The sequence below is a fragment of the Micromonospora sp. NPDC005979 genome, from assembly GCF_040614415.1.
Lineage (GTDB): Bacteria > Actinomycetota > Actinomycetes > Mycobacteriales > Micromonosporaceae > Micromonospora.
The window spans coordinates 229966-245814 of sequence record NZ_JBEXUR010000008.1 but is presented as its reverse complement, the minus strand read 5'-3'; the positions used below and the strand labels follow the sequence as shown (position 1 = coordinate 245814).

17 protein-coding genes are annotated in these 15849 nt (G+C 73.8%); 11 read left to right on the top strand and 6 right to left on the bottom strand.

Translation table 11 applies throughout. The annotated features are described in order from the left end of the window. Window positions 1-120 precede the first annotated feature (120 nt). On the top strand, window positions 121-2034 hold the full coding sequence (gene glmS, locus ABZ272_RS16085) for a glutamine--fructose-6-phosphate transaminase (isomerizing) (protein WP_355050715.1): 1914 nt from the start codon (window positions 121-123) through the stop codon (window positions 2032-2034). 107 nt (window positions 2035-2141) lie between these two features. Here the strand turns inward: glmS and ABZ272_RS16080 are convergent, their stop codons facing one another. Both ABZ272_RS16080 and ABZ272_RS16075 read right to left on the bottom strand, forming a co-directional pair. Further along, window positions 2142-3818 carry an alpha/beta hydrolase gene (locus ABZ272_RS16080; RefSeq protein WP_355050714.1) on the bottom strand — a complete coding sequence of 559 codons (1677 nt, stop codon included), beginning with the start codon at window positions 3816-3818 and terminating at the stop codon, window positions 2142-2144. After that, the gene (locus tag ABZ272_RS16075; RefSeq protein WP_355050713.1) at window positions 3815-4111 is read right to left on the bottom strand and encodes a hypothetical protein; all 297 of its coding nucleotides are present in this window, start codon (window positions 4109-4111) and stop codon (window positions 3815-3817) included. The genes ABZ272_RS16080 and ABZ272_RS16075 overlap by 4 nt, the downstream gene beginning before the upstream one ends. Before the next feature lie 174 nt (window positions 4112-4285). Here ABZ272_RS16075 and ABZ272_RS16070 point away from each other — a divergent pair, with 174 nt between their 5' ends. From ABZ272_RS16070 to ung, 6 genes are all read left to right on the top strand, one after another. Further along, a complete protein-coding gene (locus ABZ272_RS16070; protein WP_355050712.1) occupies window positions 4286-4654 on the top strand; it encodes a holo-ACP synthase in 369 nt (122 codons plus the stop codon). A gap of 55 nt (window positions 4655-4709) precedes the next feature. Beyond that, the gene (locus tag ABZ272_RS16065) at window positions 4710-6179 is read left to right on the top strand and encodes an NAD(P)H-hydrate dehydratase (protein ID WP_355050711.1); all 1470 of its coding nucleotides are present in this window, start codon (window positions 4710-4712) and stop codon (window positions 6177-6179) included. A gap of 79 nt (window positions 6180-6258) precedes the next feature. Continuing rightward, window positions 6259-7377, top strand: coding sequence for an alanine racemase (alr, locus tag ABZ272_RS16060; RefSeq protein WP_355050710.1), 1119 nt, complete (start codon window positions 6259-6261; stop codon window positions 7375-7377). After that, window positions 7377-8480 carry an alpha/beta hydrolase gene (locus tag ABZ272_RS16055; protein ID WP_355050709.1) on the top strand — a complete coding sequence of 368 codons (1104 nt, stop codon included), beginning with the start codon at window positions 7377-7379 and terminating at the stop codon, window positions 8478-8480. Before alr ends, ABZ272_RS16055 begins: the two co-directional genes overlap by 1 nt. Then, the gene (gene tsaE, locus ABZ272_RS16050; RefSeq protein WP_355050708.1) at window positions 8477-8959 is read left to right on the top strand and encodes a tRNA (adenosine(37)-N6)-threonylcarbamoyltransferase complex ATPase subunit type 1 TsaE; all 483 of its coding nucleotides are present in this window, start codon (window positions 8477-8479) and stop codon (window positions 8957-8959) included. Before ABZ272_RS16055 ends, tsaE begins: the two co-directional genes overlap by 4 nt. Before the next feature lie 66 nt (window positions 8960-9025). Continuing rightward, on the top strand, window positions 9026-9727 hold the full coding sequence (ung, locus tag ABZ272_RS16045; protein WP_355050707.1) for a uracil-DNA glycosylase: 702 nt from the start codon (window positions 9026-9028) through the stop codon (window positions 9725-9727). Window positions 9728-9761: 34 nt separating this feature from the next. Here ung and ABZ272_RS16040 read toward each other — a convergent pair whose 3' ends face one another. After that, window positions 9762-10466, bottom strand: a complete 705-nt coding sequence (locus ABZ272_RS16040) for a helix-turn-helix transcriptional regulator (protein ID WP_355050706.1) — start codon at window positions 10464-10466, stop codon at window positions 9762-9764. Window positions 10467-10942: 476 nt separating this feature from the next. Between ABZ272_RS16040 and tsaB the strand changes: the two genes are divergently transcribed. Genes tsaB through ABZ272_RS16020 form a run of 4 tightly spaced genes read left to right on the top strand, consistent with a single transcriptional unit; the run spans window position 10943 to window position 13407 of the window. Beyond that, entirely contained in the window at window positions 10943-11620 is a 678-nt protein-coding gene (tsaB, locus tag ABZ272_RS16035) for a tRNA (adenosine(37)-N6)-threonylcarbamoyltransferase complex dimerization subunit type 1 TsaB (RefSeq protein WP_355050705.1), read from the top strand. Further along, on the top strand, window positions 11617-12099 hold the full coding sequence (gene rimI / locus ABZ272_RS16030; protein WP_355050704.1) for a ribosomal protein S18-alanine N-acetyltransferase: 483 nt from the start codon (window positions 11617-11619) through the stop codon (window positions 12097-12099). Before tsaB ends, rimI begins: the two co-directional genes overlap by 4 nt. Next, window positions 12092-13138, top strand: coding sequence for a tRNA (adenosine(37)-N6)-threonylcarbamoyltransferase complex transferase subunit TsaD (tsaD, locus tag ABZ272_RS16025; protein ID WP_355050703.1), 1047 nt, complete (start codon window positions 12092-12094; stop codon window positions 13136-13138). Before rimI ends, tsaD begins: the two co-directional genes overlap by 8 nt. 14 nt (window positions 13139-13152) lie before the next feature. Then, window positions 13153-13407, top strand: coding sequence for a hypothetical protein (locus ABZ272_RS16020; RefSeq protein WP_355050786.1), 255 nt, complete (start codon window positions 13153-13155; stop codon window positions 13405-13407). Window positions 13408-13430: 23 nt separating this feature from the next. Here the strand turns inward: ABZ272_RS16020 and ABZ272_RS16015 are convergent, their stop codons facing one another. The 3 genes from ABZ272_RS16015 to ABZ272_RS16005 all read right to left on the bottom strand — a co-directional run bounded on the left by ABZ272_RS16015 (window position 13431) and on the right by ABZ272_RS16005 (window position 15847). Then, window positions 13431-14171, bottom strand: coding sequence for a DUF4142 domain-containing protein (locus ABZ272_RS16015; RefSeq protein ID WP_355050702.1), 741 nt, complete (start codon window positions 14169-14171; stop codon window positions 13431-13433). Between the two features lie 169 nt (window positions 14172-14340). Next, the gene (locus ABZ272_RS16010; RefSeq protein ID WP_355050701.1) at window positions 14341-14646 is read right to left on the bottom strand and encodes a DUF1707 domain-containing protein; all 306 of its coding nucleotides are present in this window, start codon (window positions 14644-14646) and stop codon (window positions 14341-14343) included. 19 nt (window positions 14647-14665) lie between these two features. Further along, window positions 14666-15847 (bottom strand): ROK family protein, encoded by a 1182-nt coding sequence (locus ABZ272_RS16005; RefSeq protein ID WP_355050700.1) that lies wholly within the window; start codon window positions 15845-15847, stop codon window positions 14666-14668. Window positions 15848-15849 lie beyond the last annotated feature (2 nt).

Sequence of the window (15849 nt, the reverse complement as noted above, 5' to 3'; positions counted from 1 at the left end):
GGCCCGGCTCGTGACGCTCGTCCCATTGCGGCCCACCAACCACCGATCGCTCAAATCCGGTGCTTGTTTAGCCGGCTTTCGAGCACCCATGATGAGCGAAACTGGGTTAGGCTGCGGGCCATGTGTGGAATCGTGGGATACGCCGGCGCGCGCCCGGCGCTGAGCATCGTGCTCGACGGGCTGCGGCGGCTGGAATATCGGGGCTACGACTCGGCGGGCGTCGCCATCGTCTGCGACGACCAACTCCTGACCGAGAAGAAGGCCGGCAAGCTCGCCAACCTCGAAAAGGTGCTCTCCGAGCGGGCCGCCGACGACCCGACCTCCTGCGCGGCCAGTCCGATCGGCATCGGTGACGGCACCACCGGCATCGGGCACACCCGGTGGGCCACCCACGGCGGGCCGACCGACCGCAACGCCCACCCGCACGTCGCGCCCGACGGGCGCGTCGCGGTGATCCACAACGGCATCATCGAGAACTTCGCCCGGCTCCGCGCCGAGCTGGAGGCCGACGGCGTCCAGTTCACCAGCGACACCGACACCGAGTGCGCCGCGCACCTGCTCTCCGCCGCGCTGGCCGACCTGCGCGCCGCCGGCCAGCCGGACGGCCCGCAACTGCTCGCCGCCGGCATGCGGGTGGTGTGCCAGCGGCTGGAGGGCGCGTTCACCCTGCTCGCGGTCGACGCCTCCGTGCCCGGTGCCGTCGTCGGCGCCCGGCGCAACTCGCCGCTGGTCGTCGGGCGGGGCGACGGCGAGAACTACCTGGCCAGCGACGTGGCCGCGTTCATCGAGCACACCCGCGAGGCGGTGGAGCTGGGTCAGGACCAGATCGTCCTGATCACCGGCGACAGCATCGAGATCACCGATTTCGACGGTCAGCCCGCCAGCGGCAAGGACTTCCACATCGACTGGGACTCGTCCGCCGCCGAGAAGGGCGGTTACGACTGGTTCATGCTCAAGGAGATCGAGGAGCAGCCGCAGGCGATCGCCGACACCCTGCTCGGCCGGCTCACCGAGAGCGGCGAGATCGCCCTGGACGAGGTCCGCCTCAGCGACCAGGATCTGCGCGACGTCGACAAGATCTTCATCGTGGCCTGCGGCACCGCGTACCACGCCGGCCTGGTCGCCAAGTACGCCATCGAGCACTGGACCCGGATCCCGTGCGAGGTGGAGCTGGCCAGCGAGTTCCGCTACCGCGACCCGGTGCTCGACCGGTCCACGCTGATCGTGGTGATCTCGCAGTCCGGCGAGACGATGGACACCCTGATGGCCCTGCGGCACGCCAAGGAGCAGAAGGCCCGGGTGCTGGCCATCTGCAACACCAACGGCTCGACCATCCCCCGCGAGTCCGACGCCGTGCTCTACACCCACGGTGGGCCGGAGATCGCCGTCGCCTCCACCAAGGCGTTCCTCACCCAGGTCGTGGCCTGTTACCTGATCGGCCTGCACCTGGCCCAGGTACGCGGCATCAAGTTCGCCGACGAGGTCGGCGCGGTCGTGGCCCAGCTCCAGGAGATGCCCGGCAAGCTGCGTGAGCTGCTGGACCGCATCGAGCCGGTCCGCGAGCTGGCCCGCGAGCTGAAGTCCGAGCCGACGGTGCTGTTCATCGGCCGGCACGTCGGCTACCCGGTGGCCCTCGAAGGCGCGCTCAAGCTCAAGGAGCTGGCGTACATGCACGCCGAGGGCTTCGCGGCCGGCGAGCTGAAGCACGGCCCCATCGCCCTGATCGACAAGGGCACCCCGGTGATCTGCGTGGTGCCCTCCCCGGTGGGGCGCGGCATGCTGCACGACAAGGTCGTCTCCAACATCCAGGAGGTCCGGGCGCGTGGCGCGCGGACCATCGTGATCGCGGAGGAGGGCGACGAGGCCGTCGTCCGGTACGCCGACCACCTGATCTACGTGCCGCGTACGCCCACCCTGCTCGCCCCGCTCGTCACCACCGTGCCGCTCCAGGTGTTCGCCGCCGAGATCGCCGCGGCTCGGGGGCACGACGTGGACCAGCCCCGCAACCTGGCCAAGTCGGTCACCGTCGAGTAGTCGACAGCCACGCCCCGGAGCCCCGGCCGCGCCGCACCCGCGGTGGCCGGGGTTCCGTCGTCGTACCGCGCGGACAGTAGTGGCTGAGCCTCCCGTGGCCGGTCCTGCTACCGGCCCAGTACGACGCGGGCCATCCCGTCCAGCGCCGGGTTGTCCGGCTCCCAGTAGCCGGCATGCCCACCGCGGCCGCTGTGGAACACCCGGCCGCCGAACCCGGCGTCCGCCGGGTCGTGACCGAACCACAGCTCGTGGCCGGTGCGATCCGGCCAACCCAGCACCGCGGCGAGCGGAGCCGCGCCCAGCAGGGCCGGGCGGACCAGCTCGTCCACCGGCCGGGCCAGGCGGATCACGTCGTCGGGTGCCCTGCTGGCCCACACCTGCCCGGCCGGGACGCCCAGCTCGTCGGCGCGCGCCACGCCCACCCCGGGCGAACCGACGAACATCAGCGCGTCGGCCGCCAGCCCGTGCTCGCGGGCGGCCACCCCCACCACCAGCGACCCGTAGCTGTGCCCGAGCACCGTCTGCCGGGCCGGCGACCCCTCGTGGGTGGCGCGCAACCCCTCCTGGAAACGGTGCAGCGCCGGCCCGGCGTCCCGGGCCTGGCCGGCGGACGCCGCCTCGTTCAGGAAGTCCGGAGCGTCGTAGTCCAGCCACAGCACGGCCGCGCTGCGCTCACCCGGCGCGAGCGCCGCGCAGCGCTCCAGCACCCGGGCGGCCCGACCCAGCTCGCCGGGGGCGTCGTCCAGCCCGGCGGTCATCCCCGGCACGTACGTCAGCACCCGATCGGCGTGGTCCGGGTCGTCGAGCGCCACCACCACCCGCCCCTCACCGGTCGGGTCCAGCCCCAACAGGTACGCCCGCGGCGCCCCGCCGGCCAGCCGCTCGGTCAGCGTGTCCAGGCCGGCCAGCCGCGCGGCCAGCGCGCGCAGTCGCACCGACGCCAGCGGTCCCGGCGGCACCCGGGCCGACAATCGCCGCCGCTCGGCCAGCAACTCGTCACGCCGCGCGCCGAGCAGCAGGCGGTTGGCCTGGTCGCGGGCCGCCACCGGTACCCCGTCCAGGGCGCCGACCAGCGCCGGTTCGTGCCCCACCAGCCAGCGCCGCTGGGCCGGCGTCAACCCGGACCACCAGGCGCGTACGACCGGCGGCGACGCCCCGGCGGCCGGCCGGCCGGGCGGTGCCGGGGACGCCCAGCCGGTGCCGGCCGCACGGGCCAGCTCCGCCAACCGCTCGGCGGCGGCCCGATCCGCCGCGTCGGCGCGCCCGATCGCCGCGCGTACGGCCGCCGCCACCCCCGCCACCGCGACTCCGAGCGCCGCGCCCGCCGCCGTGCCGGCTGCCGACCCCGCCGCCGTGCCGGCCCTCGTTCCGGCCGGTGACCCGGCTGCCGTCATGCCGGCTCCGACGGGGTGCGTGGGGTCCACCGAAGCCGCCCGCACACCACCGGCTCGGTCCACCACCAGGCCGGCCGCGTCGGCCCGGGCGACCGCCTCGGCGAGCTCGGCCTTCGCCACGGCGAGCTGCCGGGCCAACTCGGCCAGCGTCTGGTCGGCCTCGATCAGCGCCGGCGCCACCGACGTCAGCTCGTCGGCAAGGCCGGCGAGCCGGGCGTCGGCTGCCGTGGCCGCCGCACCGGACCAGCCACTGCGCAGCCGTCCGGCCGTCCCGGCCAGCTCGTCGGCGTGCCGGTGGACCGGGCCGGTCAACCCGGACCAGGCCGATCCGGCCGCCCGCCAACCCTCCGGATCGGCCGCCCAGAGCTGCCGGTAGCCGACCCCGCTCACCGGGGCACGGTGACGAACCGGCCGGCGGCCCGGTCGTCCACGGTCTCGTACGCCCCGGCCGCCCCACGGATGCCATCGGCGGTCACCGCCATGGCCGTGCCCAGCCGGCAGAACCAGGCGTGCCCGGCCGCCTCCAGCCCCGCCAGCGCCGTGGCCGTCCGCCAGCCCGGGGCCGGCACCAGCAGCCCCGGCACCCGCGCCAGACCCCACGCCAACCGGTACGCCTCGTCGTCGAGCGCGCCGGCCTCCGCGCGCAGCTCCTGCGGCCGGACGGCGAACGGCTCCTCGGTCATGACCCCACCCCCGTGTTGGATCGGCATCGACGCGGTGAACGCTAGGCAGAGCCGGGCCGTGCCGAGGTGCCCTGTGGATGCCGGGCCGCGGTCGTACCCGGGTCTGTCCACAGGCGTTGCCCACCGCGGGCCCGACGGCTAATCTGCCGCCCCCGCCGCCGGTAGGGTGGTCTGGTGATCGTCGCTGTCGGCCTCGACGTCGTCCTGGTGGACCGGTTCACCCGGTCCCTGGCGCGGACGCCGCTGCTCGCCGACCGGCTCTTCACCGGGCCGGAGCGGGTCACCCGTTCCGGCGGTCCCCGCTCGCCGGAGTCGTTGGCCGCCCGCTTCGCCGCGAAGGAGGCCGTCGCCAAGGCCCTCGGCGCTCCCGCCGGCCTGCGGTGGCACGACTGCGAGATCGTGCCAGACACCGACGGCCGGCCGTGGCTGAGCGTCACGGGAACCGTCGCGGCGGTGGCCGCCGAGCGGGGGATCAACCACTGGCACCTGTCGCTCTCGCACGACGGCGGGATCGCCTCGGCGATGGTGGTCGCGGAACGGTGACGTCGGCCGGGTGGGCCGTGCCGGCCGACCCGCGGAACGGATGGGACACGGTGACATGAGACCGGTGTGGCGGGTGGGCGACGTACGGGCCGCCGAGGCGGGGCTGATGGGCACGCTGCCGGAGGGCACGCTGATGCAGCGCGCCGCCGCCGGGCTGGCCCGCCGGGCCGCCCTGCTGCTCGCCGAGCGCGGCGGCGTGTACGGCGGCCGGGTGCTGCTGCTCGTGGGCTCGGGCGACAACGGCGGCGACGCGCTCTACTCCGGTGAGCGACTGGCCCGCCGGGGCGTCGAGGTCTCCGCCCTGCTGCTCACCCCCGGCCGGGCGCACGTCGCCGGGTTGGCCGCGCTGCGGGCCGCCGGTGGTCGGTTGGTCGACCGCCCCGCCGGCCCCGTCGACCTGGTCCTCGACGGCATCGTCGGGATCGGCGGCACGGGTGGGTTGCGGGCGAACGCGGACGAGGTCGTCCAGCGGCTGGGCGACCTGCGTGGGCGCGACGGCCAGCGGGCCACCGTCTTGGCCGTGGACGTGCCGAGCGGGGTCGCGGTGGACACCGGGCACGTGCCGCTGTCCGCGTCCGGCCGGCCCACCGCCGTCCGCGCCGACGTGACCGTCGCCTTCGGTGCGCTCAAGCCCGCCCTGGTGGTCGGGCCGGCCGCCGCGTTGGCGGGGCAGGTCGAGCTGGTCGACATCGGGTTGGAGCCCTGGCTGCGGGGCACCCCCGCGCTGAACGTCACCGACTGGTCCGACCTTCAGCGGTGGTGGCCCGAGCTGGGCGCCGCGTCGGAGAAGTACACCCGGGGTGTGGTGGGGGTGGCGACCGGCTCGGCGACGTACCCGGGCGCGGCGGTGCTCTCCGTCGGCGGGGCGCTCGCCGGGCCGACCGGCCTGGTCCGGTACGCCGGTGGGGCCCGCGACGAGGTGCTGCGCCAGCATCCCTCGGTGATCGCCACGCCCCGGGTGGCCGATGCCGGCCGCGTGCAGGCGTGGGTGTGCGGCTCGGGGTTGGGCACCGGAGACGAGGCGGCGGCCGAGCTGCGGGCCGTCCTGGCGACACCGGTGCCGGTGGTGCTCGACGCGGACGCGTTGACCCTGCTGGTCGACGGTTCACTCGCCGACCGGCTGCGCGGCCGGGACGCGCCGATCGTGGTCACCCCGCACGACCGGGAGTTCACCCGGCTGTGCGGGGAGGAGCCGGGCGCCGACCGCGTCGGGTCCGCGCTGCGACTGGCCGCCTGGATGAACGCGGTGGTGCTGCTCAAGGGGGACCGCACGGTGATCGGCACGCCGGACGGCCGGGCGTACGTCAATCCGACCGGCACCCCGGCGCTGGCCACCGGCGGCACCGGCGACGTGCTGGCCGGACTGCTCGGCTCGCTGCTGGCGGCCGGGGTGCCGGCGGACCGGGCGGCGGCCGGGGCCGCGTACCTGCACGGACTGGCCGGTCGGGAGGCGGCCCGCGGCGGCCCGGTGACCGCGCCCGACGTGGTGACCGCGCTGCGCCCGGTCATCGCCCGGCTGGGCTGATCGTCCCGTCCGACCCGACCGGCGCGGCGGGCCGAGCGTCGCCGCCCACGGTGATCAGGCTGGAAAGTAGTCTGGGCGTATGTGGCAGGCCGAGGTACGCGTCGATCTTGACGCGATCCGCGAGAACGTGAGCCGGCTCCGCTCCGGCACCACCGCCGAGATGATGGCGGTGGTGAAAGCCGACGGGTACGGCCACGGCATGCTTCCGGCCGCCCGCGCGGCACTGGACGGGGGAGCGGACTGGCTCGGCGTCTGCACCCTCGACGAGGCGCTCACGCTGCGCCGGAACGGGATCACCGCGCCCGTGTTGGCGTGGCTGCTCGCGCCCGGACTGCCGCTGCACGAGGGCGTGAGCGCCGGGGTGGATCTCGGTGCCGCGAGCCTGCCGCAACTGGACGAGATGATCGAGGCGAGCCGTCGTGCCGAGCGCCCCGCCCGCCTGCACCTGAAGATCGACACCGGGTTGTCGCGGGGCGGCGCCACCGTCGCCGACTGGCCGGCCCTGCTCGACGCCGCCGCGAAGGCCCAGGCCGACGGCCTGGTCGAGGTGGTCGGTGTGTGGAGCCACTTCGTGTACGCCGACATGCCCGGCCACCCGACCACCGACCGGCAGCTCGCCGTCTTCCACGAGGGACTGGCCATGGTCGAGCGCGCCGGGCTGCGCCCCCGGTGGCGGCACCTGGCCAACTCGGCGGCCACCCTGACCCGCCCCGACACGCACTTCGACCTGGTCCGCCCCGGACTGGCCATCTACGGACTGTCCCCGGTGGCCGGCGAGACGTACGGGCTGCGTCCGGCGATGTCCGCCCGGGCCCGGGTGATGCTCACCAAGCGGGTCCCCGCCGGCACCGGCGTCTCCTACGGTCACACCTACACCACCGAGTCGGACGCGAACCTGGCCGTGGTGCCGCTCGGGTACGCCGACGGTGTGCCCCGGCACGCCTCCAACACCGGGCCGGTGCAGCTCGCCGGCGCGCGGCGGACGATCTCCGGGCGCGTCTGCATGGACCAGTTCGTGCTCGACTGCGGCGACGACCCGGTGGCCGACGGCGACGTGGCGACCCTGTTCGGCAGCGGCGCCGACGGCGAGCCGACGGCCGACGACTGGGCCGAGGCGGTCGGCACGATCAACTACGAGATCGTCACCCGCTTCGGCAGCACCCGGGTGCCGCGCGTCTACGACGGCGAGCGCCCCTGATGGCGTACCGCATCCCGCGTCCACGGACCGCAGCGGGCCGCGTGGCCGGCCTGGTCGGCGCCGCGGTGGGGGTGGCGGCGGCCGGTCTGGCGGCCGGCGTCGCGACCGAACGCACCCTGGTCCGCCGGCTGAAGACCGACCCGACCGACCGGTACGCGCAGGAGACGTTCGGCGAGCAGAGGTACGACGAGGCTTTCCGGCTGGAGCTGCCGGACGGCACCGACATCCACGTCGAGGTGGTCGAGCCGACCCGTCCGGTGCCGGGCCACCCGACGGTGGTGCTGGTGCACGGGTTCTGCCTGGACATGGGCACCTTCCACTTCCAGCGCGAGATGCTCGCCGCGCGCGGCGACTACCGGATCGTGGCGTACGACCAGCCCGGTCACGGTCGCTCCGGCCGGCTGGAGACCGGCGAGTACGACCTGGCCGTGCTCGGCCGGACCCTGCGCCGGGTGATCGACCGGGTCGCCCCGGAAGGGCCACTGGTGCTGGTCGGGCACTCGATGGGCGGCATGACCATCATGGCGTTCGCCGAGCTGTTCCCGGAGCTGTTCGGTGACCGGGTGGTGGGCACGGTACTGATGGCCACGTCGGGGGGTCTCGTCGCGGAGACCAAGCTGGTCGCCCCGGCGCTGCTGGGCCGGGTCGGTGGTCCGGTGCTCTACATGGTCAGCAACGCCACCCGGTACGGCGGCCCGGTGATCGACAGGGCCCGTAAGTCGACCTCGAACGTGGCCTGGCTGCTGACCCGCAAGTACGGCTTCGGCACCCGTAAGCCCAGCCCTCGGCTGGTGTCCTACGTGGAGACCATGAACTCCCGGACCTCGGCCGACACAGTGACCCGCTACCTGCGGACTCTCGCCACGCACTCGCGCTTCCCGGCGCTGGCGGCGTTGGCGAACGCGCCGGTGCTGGTGGTCGTCGGCGACAAGGACATGATCACGCCGGTGACCCACTCCGAGGAGATCGTCCGGCGGCTGCCGCACGCCGAGTTCATCAAGATCGAAGATAGTGGTCACGTGGTGATGCTGGAGCACGCCGACGAGGTCAACGCCGCGCTGGAGCGGTTCCTCGAATCACTGGAGAGCATGGAGGACCGGTGAGTTTCGTCGTCAAACTGCCGACCGTCGAGGACACTCGGGAGTTCGGCCGCCGGCTGGCCGGGCTGCTGCGGGCCGGTGACCTGGTGCTGTTGACCGGCCCCCTGGGCGCCGGCAAGACCGCGCTCACCCAGGGCATCGGTGTTGGGCTCAACGTCCTCGGGGACGTGACCTCGCCGACGTTCGTGATCGCCCGGGTCCACCGGCCCGATCCGGCCCGGGGCGGTCGGGTGGCCCTCGTACACGCCGACGCGTACCGGCTGGGCGCCGCCAGCGACCCGCGCGCCGAGATCGACGACCTGGACCTGGACGCCTCGGTGGACGCGTCGGTGACCGTCGTGGAGTGGGGCGAGGGCCTGGTGGAGCAGTTGGTCGACGCGCACCTGCGGGTCCGTATCGACCGCCGCGACGACGACACCCGGGTCGTCGAGCTGGATCCGGTCGGTGGTGACTGGGCTCGGCGGTTGGCCGAGCTGGGTTAGGGCGCGGCGCTGTCGGACGTGATGCCTAGAGTGCGGGGGACCGACCCGCGCTGGAAGAGGTTTTTGATGCCCGACGATGCCCCCGCCCTGGATCTGCTGGCGCTGCTGCCGGAGCAGTGGCGTGCCGTCCTCACCCCGCACCTCGACCCGGCCCGCACGGCCGCGCTGGCCGAGTTCGTCGCCCGGGAGTACGCGACGCAGACCGTCTTCCCGCCGCTGGAGGACCTCTTCTCGGCGTACCGGCTCTGCCCGCCGGAGGCCACCCGGGTGCTGATCCTCGGGCAGGACCCCTACCACCGGGCCGGGCAGGCGCACGGGCTGAGCTTCAGCGTCCGCGAGGGCGTGTCGGTGCCGCCCTCGCTGCGTAACGTCTTCAAGGAGTTGGGCGAGGACGTGGGCGTGCCCAAGCCGCGCAGCGGCAACCTCGACGGTTGGGCGGCGCAGGGCGTGCTGCTGCTCAACGCGGTGCTGACCGTCCGTCAGGCCACCCCCGGCTCGCACGCGAACGCCGGGTGGGAGGAGTTCACCGACGCCACCATCCGGGCGCTGGACGCCCTGCCGGACCGGGTGGTCTTCCTGCTCTGGGGCGGCTACGCCCGCAAGAAGGCCGGCCTGGTCACCAACTCTCGGCACGTCGTGCTGGAGGCCGGCCACCCGAGCCCGATGAACCCGCGCGGCTTCCTGGGCAGCCGCCCGTTCAGCGCCGCCAACAAGGCCCTCGCCGACGCTGGCCGTCCCACCATCGACTGGGAGCGCACTGCCGGCTGACCCCGACCCGCGTCGCCCGCGTCGTCCTGGGGATCTAGCTCTGGACGGCGCGGTGCCGGGCCCGGTAGCGGCGCAGCAGGTCGGCGGCCCGCGGCTCGGTCAGCTCCAACTCGACCAGCGGCACCACCCGATAGTCGCGGCCACCGTGGCGCACCTCGATCGTCTCGGGCAGCTCGTCGCACATGGTCGCCCTGATCTCGCCGTACCGGGTCGACCAACGGTGTTCGCCCGGCTCCTCCGGCTCCAACCACACCCCGCCGAACTCGCCCCACCGAGCGTTCCACCGCTGGCCGTAGTTTGCCTCCAGCCAGCCGGTGAACCGTTTCGAGTCCTGCCAGCGGAGGGCGATCTCGACGGCGTCCACCGGCACCGGCGCGCCCTGCAACAGCGCCGCCGTGCTGCCGGTGAGCACCTGCGGAAAGTCGGTCAGTCGGTCCAGCGTCTCGTTGAGGCCCAGCTCGTCGATGCGTTCGCCGATCGGGCGGGCGGCCAGTTCGTCGATGCGAGCGTCGAGATGAGCGTCCAGCGGCTCGACCCCGACCACCAACTGCACGTCCATCGCGGCGAACAACCGCTCGAGCAGAGTGATGCTCACAGCGCGATTGCCGCTCTCGATCCGCGCAACCGCCGCCTGGGTGACCCCCGCCGCCTTGGCCAGCTCGGACTGGGTCAGGTCGCGCAGATGCCGCTGCTGGCGGACAGCTTTGCCGAGCAGGGTGACGAGGCGCGTGTGCGGCATGCCGACATGGTGGACGGCGGCTTGCCGGGGAGAAACCACTGAGGCGGATTCACGACTACGTGGCCTGGATACGCGACCCGGGCGCTCCGCGACCGCGCGGCGCGGCGCTGGCGCGTCGCCGTCGGGTAAGTCATCTCCTGTTGAGCGGTATACCTGTGAGTCATAAAAATGACTCACAGGTATACCGCTCAACACAGCAAGTGGTGCCAGTCGAGTCGGCATCCCGCACGAGGTCGGCCGAGAACGGCCACCTCGCCTGGAGAACGGTCGGCTTGAGCGGCCGCGCTTGGTCGATCGAGCCAGGGGCGGCTAAGCCCGTGTGGCTCGGCCCGTGTGGCTGGGCAGGACGACGGGCCGGGACGCCGGTGGCGGTGCGGGGAGCAGGTGACTACCAGGATCTTGCCGGCCGGCGCTGAAAGCCGGCAGGGGGCGGGGCGTGAAGCTGGTCGGTGGCGGGGCCGCTAGGCTGGCTAACCGTGCTCGTACTCGTGGTGGACAGCTCGACCCCCGCGGTGACCGCAGCGTTGGTGGAGATCTCGGCGGACGGCGTCACGTCCCGGGCGCACCGGTGCACGGTCGATGCCCGCGCGCACGGTGAACTGCTCGCGCCCCAGGTCGACGCGGTCCTCGCCGACGCCGGCGCGCGCCCGCGTGACCTGGGCGCGATAGTCGCCGGGCTCGGCCCCGGGCCGTTCACCGGGCTGCGGGTCGGCCTGGTCACCGCCGCCACGATGGGGCAGGTACTCGGCGTTCCGACGTACGGCGTCTGTTCCCTGGACGCTATCGGCCACCCGGCGGCTGCCGGCGAGCCGGTGCTGGCCGCCAGCGACGCCCGCCGCAAGGAGCTGTACTGGGCCGTCTACGACGGGGCCGGCCAGCGGGTCGTCGGGCCCGAGGTGTCCTCGCCGGCGGTGGCCGCCGCCCGTGCCCGTGAGCTGGGCGCGACGGTCGCGGTCGGCGACGGAGCACACCGGTACGCCGATGCCCTGGACCTGCCGGTCCGGGTCGAGCCGCGCTACCCGGAGGCCACCGTGCTGGCGCTGCTCGCCGCCGAGCGGATCCGGGCCGGCGCGCCCGGCGAGCGACTCACCCCGCTCTACCTGCGCCGTCCCGACGCCGTGGCGGCCACCGGCCGCAAACCGGTCCTCCCGTGACGTCGGTACGGCTGGAACCGTTCCGCTGGTGGCACGTCGAGCAGGCGATGCCGCTCGAGGCGGACCTGTTCGGCGCCGGGCAGTGGTCGCCCAGCATGTTCTGGAACGAGCTGGCCAACGGGCACCACTACCGGGTCGCGACCGACACCGACGGGTCGGTGCTCGGCTACGCCGGGCTCGCCGGCGCCCCACCGGACGAGGTGTGGGTGCAGGTCATCGCCGTCCGGCGGGACGTCCAGCGGCGTGGCGTCGGCCGCGTCCTCCTGGAGGAACTGCTCGCCGAGGCGAACCGTCGGGGCGCCCGCAGCACCCTGCTGGAGGTGGCCGTGGACAACGCCCCCGCCCAGCGCCTCTACGCGACGTACGGGTTCGAGCCGATCGGGGTGCGTCGCGGCTACTACCAACCGAGCAACACCGACGCGCTGGTCATGCGGCGCGACGCCGAGCCGACCGGGGACGGACCACACGACCATGGCTGACGAACCGCTGATCCTGGGCATCGAGACCTCGTGCGACGAGACCGGCGTCGGCATCGTACGCGGGCACACCCTGCTGGCCGACGCGCTCGCGTCCAGCGTCGAGGAGCACGCCCGTTTCGGGGGAGTGGTGCCGGAGGTGGCCAGCCGGGCCCACCTCGAAGCCATCGTGCCGACCATGCAGCGGGCGCTCACCGACGCCGGCGTCACCCTCGCCGACATCGACGCCATCGCGGTCACCTCCGGACCGGGTCTGGCCGGCGCGCTGCTCGTCGGCGTCGCCGCCGCCAAGGGGTACGCCCTCGCCGCCGAGAAGCCGGTGTACGGCGTCAACCACCTCGCCGCGCACGTGGCGGTGGACACCCTGGAACACGGCCCGCTGCCCGAACCGGCCATCGCGCTGCTGGTCTCCGGCGGGCACTCGTCCCTGCTGCTGGTCGACGACCTGGCCCGAGGTGTCACCCCGCTCGGCGCCACCATCGACGACGCGGCTGGTGAGGCGTTCGACAAGGTGGCCCGGCTGCTCGGGTTGCCGTTCCCGGGCGGTCCGCCCATCGACCGCGAGGCCCGGGCGGGTGACGCCGCCTCCATCGCCTTCCCGCGTGGCCTGACCGCCGCGAAGGACCTGGCGGCCCACCGGTACGACTTCTCGTTCTCCGGTCTGAAGACGGCCGTGGCCCGCTGGGTGGAGGCACGGCAACGCGCCGGTGAGCCGGTGCCGGTCGCCGACGTGGCCGCGTCCTTCCAGGAGGCGGTCTGCGACGTGCTGACCAACAAGGCCATCGCCGCCTGCCGGGCGCAGGGCATCGACACCCTGGTGATCGGCGGGGGAGTGGCGGCGAACTCCCGGCTGCGGGCGTTGGCCGAGCAGCGGGCCGAGAAGTACGGCATCCGGGTCCGGGTGCCACGGCCGAAGCTGTGCACCGACAACGGGGCGATGGTGGCCGCGCTCGGATCGCACCTGGTCGCCGCCGGGGTCGCGCCGAGCCGGCTGGATCTGCCGGCCGACTCGGCGCTGCCGTTGACCACGGTCAGCGTGTGACGGGGGCGCCGGAGATGATCGTGCGGATGTGGGAGGCGCGCGCCGAGGCGTACGGCGTCGCCGAGCTGATCACCTGGGTGTGCGACACCGCCCTGCCCGAGCTGGAGCACGACCCGCTACACGTGTCCAGCGAGGTCTTCTCGTCCACCGACCATCGGGTCGTGGTCATCTCCAAGTGGCGCAGCAACCCTCGCCCGCTGCCGGATCCTCCCGCCCTGCTGGTGGCCCGTGCCCCGCACTCCTGGGACTTCACCCAGGTCGACCGCTGACTCCGGGCCACCTCGACCCTCGGTCAGCTACGACGCAGCATCCGGTAGGTGGCGATCCCGCCGGTGCCGAGCGCGGCGAGGAAGACCAGCCAGACGACGGTGCTGCTCACCCCGACCTGCGGTCCCGCGTTCGCTCCGGCGGCGGCGAGCAGGCCGTCCTTACCGGGCGCGGGCAGCGCGGCCGGCGGCAGTTCGGGCCAGCGGACCAGTCCGGTGGACTCCAGCATCTGCATGTGGTGCTGTACGAAGGCGTTGGCGTCCTCGCAGAGCTTGCGGACGGTGGCGTCGCGGGTGCTGGCCCGTACCGCGCCGATCACCGGGAAGATCTTGCCGTGGGCCACCCGGAGCCGGGTCACGAAGATCTGGTCGAACCGGGCGCCGGAGGCGTTCTGCATCTCCGACAGCCAGCCCTTCTGCTCGGCGGTCGGCTCGGTGGGGATGGACGCGCCGAGCTTGTTGGCGGCGTCCACGACGAGCTGGTCGAGCTTCTGGTGCTCGCCGGCGATGCCGGCCCCGATCTCGCGTACCTTCGCCGACTGTCCCTTCTCGGCGGCCATCTGACCGGCCGGCATCTCCCACAGCCCGGCCAGGCGCACACCGTTGAGCAGCGTCATATCGGCGGCGTTGAGCTGCTGCCCACCAGCGGGGGCGGCGATGGCCACGCCCGGCAGGACACCGACCCCCGCGACGATCGCGATGAGCAACATCGCCGCGCGGTGCATCCGGGTTCCCGGCCGACGACGGGCGGTTCTGAGCGGTGCCATGTCTGCGGTGCCTCCTCGGTCCGGACCGAAACGCGTCTGAACCGGGCAGCCGCATCCTGCCGGCCGCCCGTCCGCCCACTGGTACGGACTGATCGTCCGATCAGTTCATTCGCTCGTGCCGTGGAAATGCGGATCCCGTCGGGCGTGCCGTCGCGGCCTGCGACTTGGATCAGCGGGTGACGGCGAGGAAGCCACCGAGCAGCAGCAGGGTGAGGGCGGCGACGGCGAAGAGCACCAGCAGCTCCCGGCGGCCGTGCCCGATCCCGCCGTCGCCCTTCGCCGCGGCTGCGGGATCGGGCAGGGCCGGCAGGTCCCGGGTCAGCGCGGCGAGGTCGCCGAGGGTGCGGGAAGTCCACACCGCGCCGACCCGCTCGGAGAACTCGTCCAGGGTGAGTCGGCCCACGGTGGTGTGCCGGTGCAGCTCGGCGACCACCCGGTGACGGTCGTCGTCGGAGGCGCGTAGCTCGACGTCCACGCCGGACAGCGTACGCGGGTCAGCCCACGTCGAGGGGGTCGGCGAGCAGTCGTTCGAAAGCCAGCTCGGCGGCCCCGATCAGGGGTGCGTCCTCGCCCAGCGTCGGCGTACGCAGCCGGACGTGCTCCAGGCACGCGCCGAGTGCGTTCGAGTTGAGCCGGCTGCGGATCTGGGCCGCCGCCGCGAGGTAGAGGTCGCGCATGGTGCCACCGAAGATGACCATTTCGGGGTTGAAGACGTTGACCAGGTTGGCGACTCCGAAGCCGAGCCAGTCGCCTGCCTGGCGTACCGCCGTCTGGGCACGGGCGTCCCCCCGGTCGGCGGCATCGAAGACGGCCAGCAGGGCGTCGCGTCCCCGCGCGTCGGAGCGTCCCGCCGCGCGCAGCAGGCCGTGCTCGCCGATCTCGGTCTCCCAGCAACCCCGGGCGCCGCACTCGCAGGGCAAACCATCGCGGACCACCTTCATGTGCCCGACCTCGCCGCCGTACCCGCCGTGTCCGGTGAGCCGACGCCCGCCGGCGATGATCCCGGCGCCGACGCCGACGTCGCCGTACAGGTAGATGACGTTGTCGCAGCCGGCCGCGACGCCCCTGGTGTGCTCGGCGAACGCCGCCACGTCGGCCACGTTGCCGACCGTGACCGGCACGTCCAGGCCCATCTCGGCCCCGAGCGCCGCGCCGATCGGCTCGTCCACCCAGCCGGTGGTGGGGCCGAGCCGCACCAGGCCGTCCTCCCGGCGGACCATGCCGCAGACCGCGACGCCCGTGCCGACGCAGATCGCGCCGCCCGGGACCGCCTGCTGCATCTCCTTGACGGCGCCGGCCAGCATCGGCGCGGCCTCCGCGGCGAGCAGGCCGCGCGGGCGGTCCAGCTCCCGGCGGTCCAGCACCGCGCCGCCCAGACCGACCCGGGCGGCCCGCAGCCGGTCCACCTCGACGGAGTACGCGTACGCGTACACCCGGGCCGACTCGGGCCGGACGACAATGGACGGTCGTCCGGCCCGGCCGGTCTCCTTCGGCGTTCCCTCACTGACCAGCCCGACGCCGGCCAGGTCGGCGGTGAGCGCGCCGATGGTGCTCCGGTTCAATCCCAGTGCCGTGGTGAGTTCGGCACGGGTGGTGGCCCCGTGGACGTGCACGTACCGCAGCAGGGCCCCGAGGTTCTGCCGGCGAACCTCTTCCTGGCTGGGTGCCGGGCGCATGC

Excerpts from the sequence above, each read along its gene's own strand:
- glmS (WP_355050715.1), top strand. The coding sequence starts at position 121 with ATGTGTGGAATCGTGGGATACGCCGGCGCGCGCCCGGCGCTGAGCATC.
- ABZ272_RS16075 (WP_355050713.1), bottom strand. The coding sequence starts at position 4,111 with ATGACCGAGGAGCCGTTCGCCGTCCGGCCGCAGGAGCTGCGCGCGGAG.
- ABZ272_RS16065 (WP_355050711.1), top strand. The coding sequence starts at position 4,710 with ATGAGACCGGTGTGGCGGGTGGGCGACGTACGGGCCGCCGAGGCGGGG.
- alr (WP_355050710.1), top strand. The coding sequence starts at position 6,259 with ATGTGGCAGGCCGAGGTACGCGTCGATCTTGACGCGATCCGCGAGAAC.
- ABZ272_RS16055 (WP_355050709.1), top strand. The coding sequence starts at position 7,377 with ATGGCGTACCGCATCCCGCGTCCACGGACCGCAGCGGGCCGCGTGGCC.
- ung (WP_355050707.1), top strand. The coding sequence starts at position 9,026 with ATGCCCGACGATGCCCCCGCCCTGGATCTGCTGGCGCTGCTGCCGGAG.
- ABZ272_RS16040 (WP_355050706.1), bottom strand. The coding sequence starts at position 10,466 with ATGCCGCACACGCGCCTCGTCACCCTGCTCGGCAAAGCTGTCCGCCAG.
- tsaD (WP_355050703.1), top strand. The coding sequence starts at position 12,092 with ATGGCTGACGAACCGCTGATCCTGGGCATCGAGACCTCGTGCGACGAG.
- ABZ272_RS16020 (WP_355050786.1), top strand. The coding sequence starts at position 13,153 with ATGATCGTGCGGATGTGGGAGGCGCGCGCCGAGGCGTACGGCGTCGCC.
- ABZ272_RS16015 (WP_355050702.1), bottom strand. The coding sequence starts at position 14,171 with ATGGCACCGCTCAGAACCGCCCGTCGTCGGCCGGGAACCCGGATGCAC.
- ABZ272_RS16005 (WP_355050700.1), bottom strand. The coding sequence starts at position 15,847 with ATGCGCCCGGCACCCAGCCAGGAAGAGGTTCGCCGGCAGAACCTCGGG.